The following is a 16239-nucleotide window of genomic DNA, read 5'->3' on the forward strand; positions in this document are numbered from 1 at the left end:
CCGGCTGCTGCCGAGGCGCACCGCTGGCTGCTGCCAAGGCGCCCCGGTCGCCGCCGAGGCCCGCTCCGGCTGCTACAGCGCCAGATACTCCGCAACCGCGGCCCGCAGCTCGGCCATCCGGGCGTTCGCCCGGGCCAGAGCCTCCGCGTCGTCACCGCCCGGGTCCTCGACGACCTCCAGATAGCACTTGAGCTTCGGCTCGGTTCCCGAGGGGCGGATCACCACGCGATCGTCGCGGGCAGTCGAGATCACCAGTCCGTCCGTCGGCGGCAGCTCGTCCGAACCCTCGGCCAGGTCGACGACTCCGGTCACGCCAGAGCCGGCGAGCGCCTCGGGCGGGGCAGTGCGCACCGACTCCATGACCAGCGGGATTCGCGTCAGGTCCGTCATCCGGAACGTCAGGGGCGCGGTGACGAACACCCCGTCCCGGCGCCGGATCCGGGCGAGCTCATCGTGAACCGTGCGGCCTGCGAACGCCAGCTCGGAGGTCAGCGCTGCGAACTCGACTGCGGCGGAGATGCCGTCCTTGTCCTTGACCGCCTCGGGATCAACACAGTAGCCCAGCGCCTCCTCGTAGCCGAAGACCAGGTCGTGGACGCGGGAGATCCACTTGAACCCCGTGAGGGTGGTGGTGTGACGGAGCCCGTGGGCGGCGGCGACGCGCGCCAGACCGCGGGAGGAGACCACCGAGCACGCAAGGACCGCGCGGGCACGGTCGGCTTCCGCAGCCGAGTCCCAGCGGGCGGCGAGGCGCTCACCGAGCAGGATCCCCACCTCGTCGCCGGTGAGCTGGGTCCAGCCGGAGGGGTCGGGCACGGCCGCCGAGAAGCGGTCGGCATCGGGATCGTGGGCGACGATGAGATCCGCGTCGACCTCCTCGGCGAGGGCGATCGCGGCATCCAGCGCGCCCGGCTCCTCGGGGTTCGGGAATGCGACCGTCGGGAAGTCGGGGTTCGGCAGGGCCTGCGACTCGACGACGTGGACATCGGTGAAGCCGCACCGGTCGAGGGCCTGCAGCGCGGTGTAGCCGCCCACCCCGTGCAGGGAGGTCAGGACGATCCGCAGCGGGCCGGAAGCGTGGGCGCCCAGCGCCTCGATGCGCTGCAGGTACGCCTCGAGCACCTCATCGCCGAGGCGCTCCCAGCTCTCATCGGCCAGCACCGTGTCCGCCACGGAGGGCACCGCGCTGATGCGCTCGGCGATCAGCTGGTCGAACGGCGCCACGATCTGGGCGCCCGCGCCGTCGTGGGCCAGAGCGGGATCCTCGCCGAGGCGCTCGGCGACGACGGCCAGCGGTGCGTGGCCCAGGTAGACCTTGTAGCCGTTGTCCTGCTTGGGGTTGTGACTGGCCGTGACCATGATCCCGGCGTCGGCGTCGATGTAGCGGAGGGTGAACGCCAGCACCGGTGTCGGAAGCTCGGGCGGCAGCAGGAGCGCCCGGCCGCCGGCACCGGTGATCACGGCCGCCGTGTCGACGGCGAACTCGTGGGAACCGTGACGGGCGTCGGCCCCGATCGCCACGGAGAAGCCCGCTCCCACCGTGTCGTCGAGGAATGCGGCGATGCCCGCGGCAGCGCGGATGACCACCGCGCGATTCATCCGGTTCGGCCCGGCGGCGACTGCGCCGCGCAGGCCCGCGGTGCCGAACTCCAGCGGTCCGGAGAACCGGCCGGCGAGCTCGGCTGCTGCGCCTTCGTGTCCGTCCTCGGCGAGCGCGAGGAGTTCGGCGAGCTCGGAGCGGGTGAGCGGGTCGGGGTCGTCCTCGATCCAGGCGCGCACGACGGCCGGATCGAAGGAGGCCGCCGCCACGGCGGCGGCCTGGGCGGCTGCGGGTTCGGCAGCAGGGGTGGTTCCGGCTCCGGCGGCAGGGCCGGCCTGCGCGGCGGCGGCCTGGGCGGACTTGTCCTCGGGCGGCTGTGCCATCAGACGCGCTCCTCGTCGCGGGCGATCCGGCCGATGATCCGGGCAAGCAGCCCCGAGATGCGGGGGCCGGCGGCGACTCCGCTGGCGACGACCTCCTCATGCGACAGGGCCGCCGGGGTCACTCCGGCGGCGGCATTGGTGACCAGGGAGATGCCCAGGATCTCCATCCCGGCCTGCCGGGCCGCGACCGCCTCGAGCGTGGTGGACATGCCCACCAGGTCGGCGCCGAGGATGCCGGCCATCCGCACCTCGGCGGGGGTTTCGTAGTGGGGGCCGGGGAACTGGGCGTAGACGCCCTCGGGCAGGCTCGGGTCGACCTCGCGGGCGAGTCCGCGCAGCCGGCTGGAGTACAGGTCGGTGAGGTCGACGAAGTCGGGGCCCTCGATGGGCGAGACGCCGGTGAGGTTGAGGTGGTCGGAGATCAGCACGGTCGTGCCCGGCTGCCAGGCCGGGAGGAGTCCGCCGCAGCCGTTGGTGAGCACGAGGGTCGAGCAGCCGGCGGCCGCGGCGGTGCGGACGCCGTGGGCGACGGCGCGGACGCCGCGTCCCTCGTAGAGGTGGGTGCGGGCGCCGAGCACCAGGGCGTGCCTGTCGGTGTCGCGGATGCGGATGGTGCGCAACGCGCCGCTGTGACCGGCCACCGTGGGCCAGTGGAAGCCCGGCACCTGGGAGGCGGGCAGTTCGCTGATCGTCTCGCCGATGAGTTCGGCGGCGCCGGCCCAGCCGGAGCCCAGCACGAGTGCGATGTCGTGGGCCGGGATGTCGGCGGCCGCGTTGAGCATCGCGGCCGCGTCCTGGGCCTGGACGGTAGGATCGTGGAGTTCGGAGTCGGTCATAGTCCGACAGTACCGAATCGGAATATCAGCACGATGCCGACCACGTGCGCGATGTCCAAGATGCCGAGCATGTGCTCGACGAGGACGACGCGGACCGCGTGCGTGATGAGGAACAGGGAGTTCGAACGATGGCCATCCGACCATTCGCCCCCGGCGACGACCTCGCCCTCAACGATGTGTTCCACGATCCGCAGACCCCTGCGGATCTGGTGGTGCGCAATCTGTTCCGGCAGGACTCCGACTCGCCGGTCACCCGTTGCGTGGTGGCCACGCTCGAGGATTCCGAGGTGCTCGTCGGCGCGGCCGCGATCGCGGAGTCGCCGGCCCACCCGACCCGGGCATGGGTGCACGTGGAGGTCGCCGAGGCGGAGCGCCGCCGAGGCGTGGGCCGGGAGCTGTTCGACGCGGTCCGGGAGCGGGCGGCCGACACCGCGATCGCCGGGCTGCCGCTGCGGGCGCGGGTGTCGACGGGCGTCAGCGGGGAGACCGCTGCGCTCGCGCTGGGGTTCCGGCAGCTGTTCACCACCCGGGTGGTGCGCGTCGACCCGACGGCCCTGGGCGGACTGGGCGCGGACCGGGTGGAGGACTTCCAGATCACGGCGACGGGTTCGGTGGCGCTGACGCAGGCATTCGCGGAGTGGTATACCGGGGTCAACCGCGTTGACCCTGCCGCGGAGATGAGTCTGGGGCGGTTCAACCAGCGCTTCCTGTCGGAGGCCACCGGCGCCCACGGGGCCGCGCTGCTGAAGTCCGACGGCGAGATCACGACTTTCGCGGTGTCCTACGCCCAGCAGCAGCCGGGGAACCCGCCGGCAGGCCAGTCGATCGCGACGGCCGACGGGGTGAAGGCGCTGATGGCGGACGACGACGCCGTGCCGCCGACCGAGCTGACCCTGGGGTCGCTGTACGACGCGCGCCTCGACCGGGCGAGCGCCGCCCGGCAGGAGTCCCCGGAGTTCCAGCAGGCGCTCGGTGATGCCGGAGCGCTGCTCGCCCGTCTCAACGTCGACACCCCGGTGGCGCTGGAGGTCACCAGCGAGATGCCCGTGGTCAGCGCCCTGGTCGACGGGCTGCTCGAAGCCGAGAAGGCGGAGGTGCTCTACAGCTACGTGACGCTGGGTGCAGATCCGCAGTGACCGCTGATGGGAGCATCGGCTGCACGTGACCCGCAGCGGGCTTCAGAGATCGCCGACGTCGACGGGAATCGCCCGTTGTGAAGTGACGAACCAGCCGCGAGTGAGCGGTCCCGGCACCACAGGCAGGTCGCGCAATCCGATGTCGGCCAGCTCGCCCTCGGTGCGTGCCCCGATCACGAGGGTGGGCCCGAGCGAGGGGGCGCGGTGCAGGGGCGATGAATACCCCGGAGTGTGGTGCAGCGGGTAGCCGAGGATGCAGGCGCGCCCGTGCATGGCCCGGTCGAGGTGATCCGGATCGGCAAGATGCGCCTCCGGGATCACAGTGAGCGCCTGGCTCGGATCCTGACCGCCGCCCCTGGTTCTCGAGTCCGCGAGCTTCCCGAGTGTCCGTCGCACCGTCGACTCGCTTCCGCGGATGCTGAGCACAGGTCCGTCCCGGTTCGGGTGCCACGTCACCGGTTCTCCGAGCGGACCGAAGCCGAGCACCACCTCCTCACCGTGGCCGGTTGCTGCCGTGTGGTTCGCATCCGAGTCTGACCGATTCCGCACCGGCCACGGGCTGTCGCGCGGATGAGCAGCCGGTCTGAAGCTCATCGGTGCGACGCGGTTGCCGTCTTCGCCTTCGGTCTCGCCGGGAAGGTGCACGAGTTGGACATCGGCTCCCTCCGATCCCGTGGAAGCGGTCACCGGACCAACTGCGACCGCGCGACCGGACGGCCAGTCGCCCTCGAACCGGCGCGCGGACATGCCGAAGTGGACACATTCGTGCGCATCGGACGGCGGGAAGACGATGCGTGTCCGAGCGTGCGGACCGATGGGCGAATGGAGGACGCGCCGCTCTGCGGCGACGACGAATTGCAGCTGACGATGACCGTGGCCGCCGGTGAGCAGCTTCTCGAGCCGGATGAGCCGGCGACTGCCCTCGAACGAGTTCCGCAGCACCTCGTAGTCGTCGATGCAGACGGTGATCGGCGGACCGGAGGACGGCTGGTTCTCCAGCGTGCCGAGCAGGTATTCGATCGCCCAGAGATCCGAATGAGCCGAGCTGACGAGATTCGGGTGGGCGGACCGAAGACGCTCGACGCCCATGTGGGCGACGAGATGGCCCGCTTCAAGCACGGCTGAGGCGAGTGACCGCACAGCGGTGCTGGTGCCGCGCCCGCGACCCCCGGTGAGGATCACGGAGCCGTCTCGGTGCGGATCGTACAGCCAGAGTTGATTTCGGTTCTCATCGGGGAAGTCGAGGAGGCCGAGTGCTCCAGGCTGCGTCTGGGACAGTCGATCGGGCAGCGGTGGGAGGACGACGCGAGAGGTCGCGTGATCCGGGGAGTCGGCCTTCCAGGCCTGAGAGCGACGCACGAGCTCCGGCACTGTCAGCCGCGGCAGACCAGCGGGTTCCGAGTGCTGCCGGAGCACCGCAGTGCCTCGCGTGCCGTCGTGCAGTCGCGTCCAGCTCACCTGGTCGAGTCGTCCGTCCGTGGCGGGGTCGGCAAAATCGGGCACGGCGACTCTGAACAGGACCGGTGAGGCGCCTCGGCTGACGTATGCCATGCCGGGTGCGGCTGGATCAAGCGCTGCGGCCGCATCGGATTCGATGACCTCCCAGGAGTCCGGGGCATCTCGGACGCGCAGGGCGATGCGCAGGTTGATGTTCGCCTTCATCCGCGAGGTCACGATGCCTGCCGGGCGCTGCGTCGCAAGGATCAGGTGAATGCCGAGGGAGCGGCCCAGCGCGGTGAGCGATTCGACGGTCTCGGTTCCCGACGGGTTGTCCTGGATGAGTGCTTGGAATTCGTCGATGATCACGACCACCCGGGGGAGCGGGGGAGAGTGGCTGGAATTGAATTCCTCTATGGACGCTGTGCCGGCATCGGCGAAGAGTTCCTCCCGTCGGAGGATCTCTGCCTGCAGACTCCGCAGCGCCCGCATCGCGGCAGAAGGTTCGAGATTGCTCACGATGGAGTCGACGTGCACAAGCTCTGCGAAGGGCGTGAAGGCCGCACCACCCTTGAAGTCGATGAGGACGAATCGCAGATCTGCGGGCGACATCGCGGCAGCCAACGAGGCGACCCAGGTCTGCAGGAGGACGGACTTGCCGCTGCCCGTGGTTCCGGCCACCAGCGCGTGGGGACCGTCACGGACCAGGTCGATCAGCAACGGACCGGCGGGCCCTGTGCCGAGCGGTGCTCCCGCGGTGCCCCGGTCAGTTCCGTGCTGCTCCGAATCGCCGGGGAGTCGTGCGCCGAGCAGATCACTCAGCGAGCGCGGCGGAAGATCCTCGTTCGACGGACCCCGCCAGCGCTGGTTGAGGTCCAGAAAGCGCTGGGAGCGAAGCCTGCGGAGTTCGATCGGGCCGGAGACCGGCAGTGGCACCCGCGCCGGCCTGACCGGGTCAAGCACCGTCAGGTGCCCGACCGAGCTGTCCGCGGTGCATTCGATCCGCCACCGTTGACGAGAGCTGTGGGCTGAGACGTCATCGGGACTGCGGATTTCTGCGCGGGTGAGTCCTCCGTGCTCGGTCACCGCGATCCGCAGAGTCGACGGCCCCTGCGACCGACTGACGGCGCTTGCCGTCGGCGCTGCGACGGCTCGGACACGGATGTCTGCGGCGAGGAGCTCCGGGTGGTGGATGGCCGACGGCTCTTCCTCGTACTGGACCGGCATTCCGACTGCTGAAGCGCTCGCGATGACCGAGCGGACGACGTCAGCGACGACGGGTGCCGGCCCGGAGACATCGAGGTCGACTTCGTGAGGGTTGAAGAGGATGGGGCAGTCGGGCAGATATGGATGGATTCGATCCTCGAACGCGTCCCCTGCGATGTGATGGCGCTCGATCAGCCTGTCGATATCAGCGGCTTGGAGCCGCGCCCGTGCAGAGACCCGTCCGAGATCAGGCTGCTGGACCGCTGGTCGACCGTGGACGGAAATCGGCGCGACTGCGGTTCCGCAGCCCAGTACCAGGGCCTCTGAAGTGAGCGGCAGAGCCCTGGCGCGATCAAGGCATTCGCTGGCGCTGCGGTCGACCTCCGCTCGGAAGTCCCTGAGGGTCGACCGGTAGGCGCGGTACGAGGTGCGCGACTCCTCCGCGAACCGTCGCTTCTCCAGCAGCCAATTCAGACCCGCGGACAGGGGCCCGGAAAGCGTGAACAGGAGGAACCACCACATCCCGGTGAGCAGCACCAGGACTACGCCGAACACCAGAGGAAGAACGTAGTACACCCATGACGGGGGGCGAGGCGGTTCGACCGTCGGCGGGATCGGCCACTCGAACTCTCGGGCGCCGATGATGGTCGGCGCATCGACGGGAATGATGGACAGTCGAGTGCTGCCGATCGTCATCGTGCTCGGCGTGTGACCGTCGACGGGAATTGTCACCGTCTTGCCGGGCCCCCAGCATGCCGTCAGGCCTCCGGGGCTGTTGCTCATCACCAGCGGGTGTCGGCTGACGTAGGGATCGGCGAGCGGGAGGTCTGCGGCTGCGGAGCGTCCGAGAGTCCAGTCGCCCGGCGGGAGATCGAAGGCGAATCCGGAGTCGGGGCCCGTGGTGATCTCGACTGTGCCGCCGCTGCCGGCCGCTCGCATGCCGGGCGGGCGGATCTTCTGTGACCCTGATTTCGATGCCACCGCAATGGCAGCCGCCGCCCGGCTGCACCAGTCCAGCCACGAATCGTCGAGTTGGAGTTCGGCCGCGGAAGCGCCGACCGCGACGAACGGCGACACCGGCGGCGCGTCGGTCGACTCCCGGTCCGGGGGATTCCGATTCCCAACATCGAACTCTGCCCCGGTGGCATCCGAGAACCGGTCGAGAACCTCCCGCGCAGAGCGCTGACCTGGTCCTTCCACGGCGTAGGCCTGAACACCGAAGGTCGACGTGAGGAGCACGAGGAGCGAGGGCATGTGTGCAGATTAGGAGGATTCGATGCTGGGCACCTGCCCACTCCTGCGCCTGTGGACAGCACCGTGCTGTCCACAGGAACCCGGGCGCAGCGCCGAGGGAGCCGTCAGCCTTCGCGCAGGGCGCCGCGGACTCTGGCGGTGGCGATCATCCCGATTCCCTCGGGAGCGAAGGGCGAGAGGAGCGGCGGCCGATACTGCGCGTGCAGGGTGACCTCGACGCTGCGTCCGTCCGGGGATCGACCCATTGCCCGGAGCGTCCGGAAAGCCGGCGACGGCTGAGCCCGCCCGAGGTACTCCTGCGCTTCGTCGGCGACCGCCGCATCGGTGAAGAGGATTGCCGGTTCACCGCCGTATGCGGGTTCGAAGGAGTCGGCTGCGGCGAGTGCGGCGGAATCCGCCAGAGCGTAGAGCTTCCGATGCGCCAGGTAGATGTCAGTGATGACGGCTGCCAGCAGGATGAGCATGAGTGCGATCGTCGTGAAGCCGATCGCAAGGGGCATGATCGAGCCGTCGTCGCCTGCAAGTCCGAGGCGAAGCTCTCGCCGCCCCCGGAGGCAGACAGCGCGGCGCGGCTGCGAGCGAGTCACTGCTCTGCCCCGAGCGGATCGCGGCGCCGATCGTTCTGTTCGCTGCGCTCGCTCTGTCCGGTGCTGTAGGGAGAGACCACGTCTGTGTGGACAGCACGAATCGTGATGTGAGGCGCGTGCACCGCGCCGAAGATCGCGGGCAGTCCCAGCACGGGAACGCGCGCCTCGACATGAGCGGTGACAGAGCTTCCGGACCGGTCGCACGGGCCGCTGCATTCGAACCGGATCGACCAGTCCGCGTCGGTGACCCCGAAATCCTCGAACTGAAGGCGAGCGAGTGCGTCCGCCCTCGCGGGAGCGGCGTCCGGAAACCGCGCGGCAGTGCGCGCGGCGCTGATGGCGGTCGCGTTGGCCGCGTACGAACCGGCCTGCACGTATGCGAGTGACAGGACCAGGTACACGAGGGGAATGAGCAGCACCACCGAGGCGAAGATGAACTCGATCGGCGCAGAACCGCGGTCACCGGAAGGAATGATCATCCGACCAGATCTTCCGCAATCGCGCGTCCTGAGAGATTCCACGCCTCCTGCGGGCCGACAAGACCGAAGACCGGAACCGGAGTGGTGACCGTGACGGTGACGACGGTGACACCTCCGACGGTCTCCTCACGCACGTCGATCTGCTCGGCATATGCAGGTCCCACCGAGACAGTGATGAGCTCCCGGGTCAGGTCTCGACCGTCGACCGGACGCTGGTCTGCCAATGCCGCCTGCCGAGCACCGGCCACTGCGGAGTCAGTCACCGTATTGCGCACATGCAGCGCCAGACCCAGCTGCAGCACGGATGCGAAGACCAGACTCAGGAGTGCTCCGACAAGCACGAATTCGGCGACAGCGGCCCCGGAGTCAGTGCGTCTGCTGCGCGTGGGCATCGCTCACCCGGCCCTGCTGACCTTGTTCATCGAGTCCTCGAACATCGAGGTGAAGGCCTCGCCCGCAAGTGCCCACAGGGCGACGACCAACGCTGCGGTCATCATCGTGATGAGGACCCAGCCCGGAACGTCTCCGCGGTCGGTCCGCCGTGCTCGTGCGCCGGCACCGGACCCGGTGCCGGTGGTCAGAAGAGTGATGAGGAGCAGGAGCCGGAGGGAGATTCTGCTGAGCATGAGTGATGGCCTTTCGAGATTCTGACAACGGTATCCAGTGGGCTGTTCAATGAGTGAGTTCGAGGACTGCGAGGGACGGGAAGACGGCGAACAGCACGGTGACCGGAAGGACGAAGAGCACGACGGGCACGAGCATTCCGACTTCCTTCTTTCCGCTGAGCTCCATGAGTCGACGACGTCCCTCTTCCCGGACATCACCGGCTTGGGCCCGCAGCACCTCGGCGAGCGGGGTGCCCCGCGCGATGGCGACGGCGATTCCGTCGACGAACTGGACAATGCTCGGAATTCCGGTCCGCCTCCCGAGGTTGTCCAGTGCCTCGATGAGTGGGGTGCCCGTGCGTGCCTCTGCCAAGGTGCTGCGAAGCTCTTCGCTGAGTTCTCCGGTGGTGCTTCTGCATGAGCGCTCCAGCGCATCGACCGTGCCCTCACCGGCGGTGATCGACAGGGCGAGCAGCTCGGCGATCGTCGGGAACTCCGCGAGGATCCGCTCTTCGCGTCGGCGCACCCGGCGCGACAGCAGCCAATCGTTGAGGAAATGTCCGCACACTCCGCCCATCGCCGGGATGAGGACGAAGGCTGCCGGATTGAAGCCGCGGCCGATGCTGACGAGAGTCCCCAAGAGGGCACCGGAAACGATCCCGGCGGCGATCAGAAGAATCTGGTGAGCTCTGAACTTCTCGATCGTCTCGGAAGGGCCGAGGCGCGACAGCCGCGTGATGATGCTCGCGTCGGTCGTCAGCCGGGAGGAGAGCCACTCGCCGGCGCGAACGGCCAGTGATCGTGCTAGTCCCAGCACTCCGGCGTCGGCCGGCACCGGCGGGCCGTACATCTTCGCCACCCGAGGGCGATCCCGAAGATAGGGAGCGATCCGGTCATCGAGTGACGGCTTCCGGAACACCGGCAGAACAGCGACGAAGTACGCCAGCGAAAGCCCGAGCAGCAGACCGGCGCCGATCACGGCGGCCGGATTGCTGAGATCGAGGGAGTCGATGTTCATCTCAGCACGCGTGGTTCTGCCGGAAGCCTGCCGATGCGCTTCATCACTGCGTAGGCAGCGATCGAAACCCCCAGTCCCACGAGCAGCAGAGTCACTCCCTGCGGCGAGTTGTACGCGGCCGCCGTCTGCGGACGGCTCGACAGCAGCGCCAGGACCACCCAGGGTGCAGCGACCGCGAGCCGGGCGCCGGTCACTGTCCAGCTCTGACGGGCCTGCATCTCGGCCCGGGTCCGCGCGTCGTCGCGGATGAACTGGCTGAGGGTCCTGAGCATGGTGCCCAGATCGGTGCCTCCGACTTCGCGGGTGACCGCGAGGGCCGCAACGATGCGATCGGCGACGGGATCTGCGCACGCGTCCTTGAACCGGTCGAGGGACATCGAGAAAGACCCGGTGGCTCGGTACTCCTGGGCGAACACCGCGAAAAGCGGCCGGAGGGACTCCGGCCCGCGGACGCTGAGCCCGCTGATCGCCTCCGGAAGAGACAGGCCCGCGCGGATGCCGGAGTTCAGGTGGTCGATCGCCTCCGGCCATAGGGTCCGCCGCTCGACCCGTCGGCTATGTGCACGATGGCGGACGAAGGCGTAAGGCGCCAGCGCGGCGAACATCCCGAAGCAGCCGCTGATGGCTGCGGAACTGGTGAAGGCATAGGCGATGAGGAACACGACGCACCCGGCCGCGATGCAGACCAGCAGAAGATGGACTGGGCTGAACCTGGGAAAGCCCGCGGTGGTGAGCATCTCGTCGAGCTCCAGCAGGAACCGGGGGCGGGGCCGTGCTGTCGCCGGCGTCTCCCACATCGACCACCAGACGAGGAACAGCCCGCATCCGAGACCGAGACCGCACAGCGCTCCCGCCAACGAGGTGCTCATGCCGCCTCCAAGATGGCGTGGATGTCCTTTCCAACGGCCGCGAAGCGATCGCCGAGGTGGGTGAACCCGGTGCCCCGCACCAGTCTCCCGTCCCTGTCAGTATGGAAGACGGTCTCCGTCTCGACGACGTCTCCTTCCAGGCCTCCAGGGATGGCGGCGATCTCCTCGACCCGGCGGTGGCCGTCATGGTCCAGCCGCAGGTGGACGATGAGGTCGATGCTGCCTGCGACTGTCGGTGAGACGAACGACGAGCCGATGTTGGGCCCGGCCAGCAACGGCAGCGTGCAGAGTTTGGTGACTGCGGAGCGGGCGGAATTGGCGTGGATCGACCCCATCCCGGGCAGGCCGCTGTTCATCGCCACGAGGAGGTCGAAGCATTCCGCCTCGCGAACCTCACCGACGATGAGACGGCTGGGCCGCATTCGCAGTGCCTCTTTGACCAATTGCCGCAGGGTGATTTCACCGGTCCCCTCCAGAGAGGGCTGGCGACACTGCATGGCCACCCAGTCGCGTGCGGGAACGGAGAGCTCGAATACCTCTTCGCACGTGATCACGCGCTCGCGTGCGGGGATTGATCCAGTGAGGGCGTTGAGCATGGTGGTCTTGCCGGCTTGAGTTGCTCCGGAGACCACGATATTGGCTCCGGCGACAACAGCGGCGTCGAGGAACGCCGCCGCTGGGGGCGGCAGCGTTCCGTTGTCGACCAGATCGTGCAGGCTGCGTGTGCGGGTGATGAACTTCCGGATGTTGACTGCCGGATGGGTCCGCGTGATGTCGGGGAGGACGACATGCAGCCGCGACCCGTCCGGCAGGGTGGCATCGACGAACGGGCTCGACAGGTCCACCCTCCGCCCGGAGGTCCGGAGCATCCGCTCGATCAGGTCCGTGACGTCTTCCTCCGTCAAGAGAGTGGGCGTCAGCTCGCTGGTCCCGTGACGGCTGATGAATACGCCATGCGGCCCATTGATCCAGATCTCCTCGACTGCCGGATCGTCGAGGTACTTCTGAAGGACGCCGAAGCCGGACACCTCGTCGAAGATCCGTCGGCCTGTTTCCTCCGGGTTCGCCAGCAGGGGAAGCGAGCCGGCGAGCGTGCGCTCGTCGTAGTCCTGGATGACCTGGAGGACGAGCTCCCGCGTTTGGGCGGAGTCGGTACGGGGGTCGATACCGCGAGCGCGAATCAGCTCTCGCACCTCATCGGCGATGATTTCGGCAGCGTCCATAATGGTCCTGGGGATCGGGCGGGGCGGGGATGCGGGGGAGTGGTGCTTGGGTACGAAGCCAACTTACGACAACTTCTGGAGTCTGACCAGGAGCTGATAGTAAACTGTGGACAAGATGCATGCCTTGCGCCGCCGCTTGTGGACGGAGAGCGTTGAGGAGGCCCCCGTGCTGGCTCGCATGCATCACGAATACCCCGACCAGGGACTGCGGATGACCGGCAAGCATCACGAGATCTGCCCGAGCGACCCGCGCAAGGCCGCTCCCGACCGCTTGCGAACCATCCTTCGACAACCCATGCGCCCGATCGCTTCGTCCCGCTGATGGACGGTGACGGCGGCCGCCGGCGAGATCGAATGCTCCAGCGAGATCGCGAGTAGTTCCCGCATCGTGGGAAGGACACGTGCTTCATCTCAGATGATGGACGGCACCTGTGACACGCGACTCCGAACTTCTAATGTGGCGTGCACAACAGTTTCTCAAGCACTGCATAGCAACCTTCCAGAGAATTCCCGCATTGCGGGAATGAACCGACCAGGTGGAGTTCAATGACGAATGCCGCGCTCCCGACGCTCCCGGCGGCGGTCGAGATCCTCGACACGACCCTCCGCGACGGGCTGCAGATCGAGAAGACGATCGTTCCTACCGGCTCCAAGATCCGATTGGGTCGAGCCCTCGCAGCAGCCGGGCTCAAGCACCTCGAGGTGGGCGCCTTCGTCAACCCCAAGAAAGTGCCGCAGATGGCCGACACGGCAGAGGTGCTCGCCGGCCTGCAGCCGCTCGAGGCGGAGGGCGTCGAGCTCTACACGCTGGTGTTCAACCGGAAGGGCGCCCAGCGCGCCGCTGACGCGGGAGCGCGCAACGTCAAGCTCGTCATCTCCGCCTCGGAGGGGCATTCGAAGGCGAATTCGGACTCCTCGATCGCGCAGGCGTCGGAGCGGCTCCTCGAAGCCGTCGACGAGCTGCGCTCACACGGCATCCGCTACGACATCGCCACCGCGGTGAGCTTCTACTGCCCGTTCGACGGAGTCACCGATGTCGACTCCCTCATCGAGATCCTCCGGACCTTCACCACCGCAGGCGCGCGTGGCATCGGACTGGCCGACACCGTCGGAAACTCCAATCCGGGACTGGTGTCACGGACCACCGCCGCAGTGCTCGCGGAGTTCCCGGAGCACCCCGTGAACCTGCATCTGCACGACACCTACAACTTCGGCATGGCCAATGTTTTCGCTGCGCTGATCCTCGGCATCACCAGCTTCGACGCCGCGATGGGCGGCCTCGGCGGCTGCCCGTTCGCGCCCGGCGCCGCCGGGAACATCGGGACGGACGACCTCGTGCACCTGCTCCACAAGGAAGGCATCGAAACCGGGGTCGACGTCGAGCAGCTGGCGGCAGTCCGAGATCCCCTGAGCGAAGCAGTGGGACATGGGCTGACCTCCAGCCTCTCCTCGATCCCGGCCGTGCCCTCGGCCGTCGTGAGGGGAGCGGCATGATTCTGCCCCTCGACGGAGTCCGCGTCATCGAGATCAGCCACATGGTCATGGGTCCGAGCTGCGGCATGATCCTGGCCGACCTGGGTGCGGAGGTCATCAAGGTCGAACCGCGCGGGGACGGCGACAAGACGCGCTACCTGCCCGGCTCGGGCTCCGGCTTGTTCCCGAGCTTCAACCGGAACAAGAAGAGCTTCCAGGCCGACCTCGCAGATCCCGACGACCAGGAAACCGTGCGCATGCTCCTCGCCTCGGCAGACGTCGTCGTGGAGAACTTCCGGACCGGCAAGATGGAGTCGTACGGGCTCGGCTACGAGGCGCTCAAGGAGATCAACCCGGGCATCGTCTACTGCTCGCTCAAGGGCTTCCTGGGCGGCCCGTACGGCAACCGGCCGGCGCTCGACGAAGTGGTGCAGATGCTCGGCGGCCTCGGCTACATGACGGGTCCACCCGGCCGGCCGCTGCGCGCCGGCGCCTCGGTCAACGACATCATGGGCGGCATGTTCGGCGTCATCGGGATCATGTCGGCGCTCATGGTCCGCGAGCGGACGGGGGAGGGGGCGCACCTGACGAGCTCCCTGTTCGAGAACAACGTGTTCCTCGTCGGCAATCACATGGTGCAGGCCGAACTGACCGGTGAAGACGTCGAGCCGATGCCCAACAGGATGGCTGCGTGGGCCGTCTACGACATCTTCCGCTCCGCCGAGGACCAGATGATCTTCGTCGCCGCGGTGAGCGATTCTCAATGGCGCGTGCTGTGCGAGGTCTTCGGGCTGCACCGGCTGGCCGAGGACGAAGACCTGGCGACCAATCCCCAACGGGTGGCGCAGCGCGATCGGATCCACGCGGAGCTCCAGAGCGTCCTCGGCTCTCTGCCGCTGGCCCGGATCGAGGAGCTGTGCGACGGCGCAGGGCTGCCGTACGCCAAAGTCAACAAGCCCAGCGACCTGGCATCGGACCCGCACCTGCTGCAGACCGGAGCGCTCACCCCGACCAGGCTGCCCGACGGGACCGAGGTGCTCGTCCCGCTGCTTCCGCTCGCGGTCAACGGGGAGCACCTGCCCAAGCGCTCGGACATTCCGGCGCCGGGGGAGCACACGCAGGAAATACTCAACTCGCTGGAAGTCAACAGCCGACAGGCAAACACAGGAAAGAGGACACCATGAAGTCAAGGATGATTTCACGATTCACCGTCGGCACGGCTGCGGTCGCGAGCCTGGCGCTGGCCCTGACGGGTTGCGGCGACTCGGGTGGCGGCTCCGCGAGCGGTGGAGGGAACTATCCCTCCAAGCCGATCAACGTCAACGCCCCGGCCGAGCCCGGGTCCGGCTGGGACACCACTGCGAGGGCGATGGTTCAAGTCCTCGAAGAAGAAGGCATCGTCGACGTGCCCCTGCCCGTCCAGAACAAGCCCGGCGGCACCGGCTGCTCCTGGCTGACCGAGATGATCAACAACCACCAGGGCAAGGACGATCAGATCGCGATCTCCTCTCTCGCCAACCAGACCATGAACGAACGCGGGCTGTGCGAGTACGGACCCGACGACGCGACCATGATCGCCACGCTCTTCGTCGAGAACTTCATCGTCGTCGGCGCTGAGGGCGGCGACATCACCGACCTCGACGGGCTCATCCAAAGCCTGAAGGATGATCCCGCAGCCGTGCCGGTCGCCGCCGCCGGCGACGACCGACTGCCGTTCGCGCTGCTCGCGGACGCGGCAGGCATCGATCCGCAGGAGGTGAACTTCGTCGACTACGAAGGCGGTGGCGAGCAGACCACGGCCCTGCTCAACGGCGACGCAAAGGTGGCGATCGCCGGACTCAGCGAGTTCCGCGCGACCCTGGAGGCCGGCGATCTCACGCCGATCGTGTCCTTCGCACCGGAGCCGCTCGAGGCCCCCTTCGAGCAGGTGCCGACGGCCGTCGACTCCGGATACGACGTCACCCTGGGCAACTGGCGCGGAGTGTACGGACCGGCCGACATGCCCGAAGAGGCCGTGACGTACTGGGAGGAGACTCTGCAGACGATGGTCGAATCCGACGCCTGGCAGGAGACGGTGGAGAAGAACCAGTGGACACCCGAATTCCTCGTCGGCGAGGAGATGGCCGCCTACATCACCGAGGCCAATGAGACCGTGCGTGAGGGCGTCGAGAAGACGGAGATCGGCAGCTGATC

At 68.1% G+C, this 16239-nt stretch carries 15 protein-coding genes; 5 read left to right on the top strand and 10 right to left on the bottom strand.

Translation table 11 applies throughout. The annotated features are described in order from the left end of the window. Nucleotides 1–72 precede the first annotated feature (72 nt). Together LXN01_RS10810 and LXN01_RS10815 are read right to left on the bottom strand one after the other, a co-directional pair. Entirely contained in the window at nt 73–1923 is a 1851-nt protein-coding gene (locus LXN01_RS10810) for a phospho-sugar mutase (protein ID WP_236865008.1), read from the bottom strand. Continuing rightward, complete coding sequence (locus LXN01_RS10815; protein WP_236865010.1) at nt 1923–2759, bottom strand: purine-nucleoside phosphorylase; 837 nt, start codon at nt 2757–2759, stop codon at nt 1923–1925. Before LXN01_RS10815 ends, LXN01_RS10810 begins: the two co-directional genes overlap by 1 nt. Nucleotides 2760–2803: 44 nt before the next feature. On the opposite strand from LXN01_RS10815, the gene LXN01_RS10820 reads away from it, so the two are divergent. Beyond that, nucleotides 2804–3895 (top strand): GNAT family N-acetyltransferase, encoded by a 1092-nt coding sequence (locus LXN01_RS10820; RefSeq protein WP_236865012.1) that lies wholly within the window; start codon nt 2804–2806, stop codon nt 3893–3895. Nucleotides 3896–3937: 42 nt separating this feature from the next. Here LXN01_RS10820 and LXN01_RS10825 read toward each other — a convergent pair whose 3' ends face one another. From LXN01_RS10825 to LXN01_RS10860, 8 genes are all read right to left on the bottom strand, one after another. Beyond that, nucleotides 3938–7792: a type VII secretion EssC family protein gene (locus LXN01_RS10825; RefSeq protein ID WP_236865014.1), complete on the bottom strand. Its 3855-nt coding sequence runs from the start codon at nt 7790–7792 to the stop codon at nt 3938–3940. Between the two features lie 104 nt (nt 7793–7896). Continuing rightward, nucleotides 7897–8292: a pilus assembly protein TadG-related protein gene (locus LXN01_RS10830; RefSeq protein WP_236865015.1), complete on the bottom strand. Its 396-nt coding sequence runs from the start codon at nt 8290–8292 to the stop codon at nt 7897–7899. A gap of 83 nt (nt 8293–8375) precedes the next feature. Beyond that, the gene (locus LXN01_RS10835; protein WP_236865016.1) at nt 8376–8858 is read right to left on the bottom strand and encodes a hypothetical protein; all 483 of its coding nucleotides are present in this window, start codon (nt 8856–8858) and stop codon (nt 8376–8378) included. Further along, a complete protein-coding gene (locus LXN01_RS10840) occupies nt 8855–9250 on the bottom strand; it encodes a TadE family protein (protein WP_236865018.1) in 396 nt (131 codons plus the stop codon). Before LXN01_RS10840 ends, LXN01_RS10835 begins: the two co-directional genes overlap by 4 nt. A 3-nt stretch (nt 9251–9253) precedes the next feature. After that, on the bottom strand, nt 9254–9484 hold the full coding sequence (locus LXN01_RS10845) for a hypothetical protein (RefSeq protein WP_236865019.1): 231 nt from the start codon (nt 9482–9484) through the stop codon (nt 9254–9256). Between the two features lie 46 nt (nt 9485–9530). Continuing rightward, complete coding sequence (locus tag LXN01_RS10850; RefSeq protein WP_236865020.1) at nt 9531–10481, bottom strand: type II secretion system F family protein; 951 nt, start codon at nt 10479–10481, stop codon at nt 9531–9533. Continuing rightward, entirely contained in the window at nt 10478–11350 is an 873-nt protein-coding gene (locus LXN01_RS10855; protein ID WP_236865021.1) for a type II secretion system F family protein, read from the bottom strand. The genes LXN01_RS10850 and LXN01_RS10855 overlap by 4 nt, the downstream gene beginning before the upstream one ends. Next, nucleotides 11347–12573: a TadA family conjugal transfer-associated ATPase gene (locus LXN01_RS10860; RefSeq protein ID WP_236865022.1), complete on the bottom strand. Its 1227-nt coding sequence runs from the start codon at nt 12571–12573 to the stop codon at nt 11347–11349. The genes LXN01_RS10855 and LXN01_RS10860 overlap by 4 nt, the downstream gene beginning before the upstream one ends. Before the next feature lie 106 nt (nt 12574–12679). Between LXN01_RS10860 and LXN01_RS10865 the strand changes: the two genes are divergently transcribed. The 4 genes from LXN01_RS10865 (at nt 12680) to LXN01_RS10880 (ending at nt 16237) form a co-directional block, all read left to right on the top strand. Then, nucleotides 12680–12895: a hypothetical protein gene (locus LXN01_RS10865; protein ID WP_236865077.1), complete on the top strand. Its 216-nt coding sequence runs from the start codon at nt 12680–12682 to the stop codon at nt 12893–12895. A 224-nt stretch (nt 12896–13119) separates the two neighbouring features. Next, nucleotides 13120–14067, top strand: a complete 948-nt coding sequence (locus LXN01_RS10870; RefSeq protein WP_236865023.1) for a hydroxymethylglutaryl-CoA lyase — start codon at nt 13120–13122, stop codon at nt 14065–14067. Next, the gene (locus LXN01_RS10875) at nt 14064–15230 is read left to right on the top strand and encodes a CaiB/BaiF CoA transferase family protein (protein ID WP_236865024.1); all 1167 of its coding nucleotides are present in this window, start codon (nt 14064–14066) and stop codon (nt 15228–15230) included. Before LXN01_RS10870 ends, LXN01_RS10875 begins: the two co-directional genes overlap by 4 nt. Nucleotides 15231–15238: 8 nt before the next feature. Then, nucleotides 15239–16237, top strand: coding sequence for a tripartite tricarboxylate transporter substrate binding protein (locus tag LXN01_RS10880; RefSeq protein WP_236865025.1), 999 nt, complete (start codon nt 15239–15241; stop codon nt 16235–16237). The last annotated feature ends 2 nt before the right edge of the window (nt 16238–16239 follow it).

The sequence above is a fragment of the Brevibacterium daeguense genome, assembly GCF_021729135.1.
GTDB classification, from domain to species: Bacteria; Actinomycetota; Actinomycetes; order Actinomycetales; family Brevibacteriaceae; genus Brevibacterium; species Brevibacterium daeguense.

Bases quoted from the DNA above. Each gene is read 5' to 3' on its own strand.
- LXN01_RS10810 (WP_236865008.1), bottom strand. From the start codon at position 1,923: ATGGCACAGCCGCCCGAGGACAAGTCCGCCCAGGCCGCCGCCGCGCAG.
- LXN01_RS10815 (WP_236865010.1), bottom strand. From the start codon at position 2,759: ATGACCGACTCCGAACTCCACGATCCTACCGTCCAGGCCCAGGACGCG.
- LXN01_RS10825 (WP_236865014.1), bottom strand. From the start codon at position 7,792: ATGCCCTCGCTCCTCGTGCTCCTCACGTCGACCTTCGGTGTTCAGGCC.
- LXN01_RS10830 (WP_236865015.1), bottom strand. From the start codon at position 8,292: ATGCCCCTTGCGATCGGCTTCACGACGATCGCACTCATGCTCATCCTG.
- LXN01_RS10835 (WP_236865016.1), bottom strand. From the start codon at position 8,858: ATGATCATTCCTTCCGGTGACCGCGGTTCTGCGCCGATCGAGTTCATC.
- LXN01_RS10840 (WP_236865018.1), bottom strand. From the start codon at position 9,250: ATGCCCACGCGCAGCAGACGCACTGACTCCGGGGCCGCTGTCGCCGAA.
- LXN01_RS10845 (WP_236865019.1), bottom strand. From the start codon at position 9,484: ATGCTCAGCAGAATCTCCCTCCGGCTCCTGCTCCTCATCACTCTTCTG.
- LXN01_RS10850 (WP_236865020.1), bottom strand. From the start codon at position 10,481: ATGAACATCGACTCCCTCGATCTCAGCAATCCGGCCGCCGTGATCGGC.
- LXN01_RS10855 (WP_236865021.1), bottom strand. From the start codon at position 11,350: ATGAGCACCTCGTTGGCGGGAGCGCTGTGCGGTCTCGGTCTCGGATGC.
- LXN01_RS10860 (WP_236865022.1), bottom strand. From the start codon at position 12,573: ATGGACGCTGCCGAAATCATCGCCGATGAGGTGCGAGAGCTGATTCGC.
- LXN01_RS10870 (WP_236865023.1), top strand. From the start codon at position 13,120: ATGACGAATGCCGCGCTCCCGACGCTCCCGGCGGCGGTCGAGATCCTC.
- LXN01_RS10875 (WP_236865024.1), top strand. From the start codon at position 14,064: ATGATTCTGCCCCTCGACGGAGTCCGCGTCATCGAGATCAGCCACATG.
- LXN01_RS10880 (WP_236865025.1), top strand. From the start codon at position 15,239: ATGATTTCACGATTCACCGTCGGCACGGCTGCGGTCGCGAGCCTGGCG.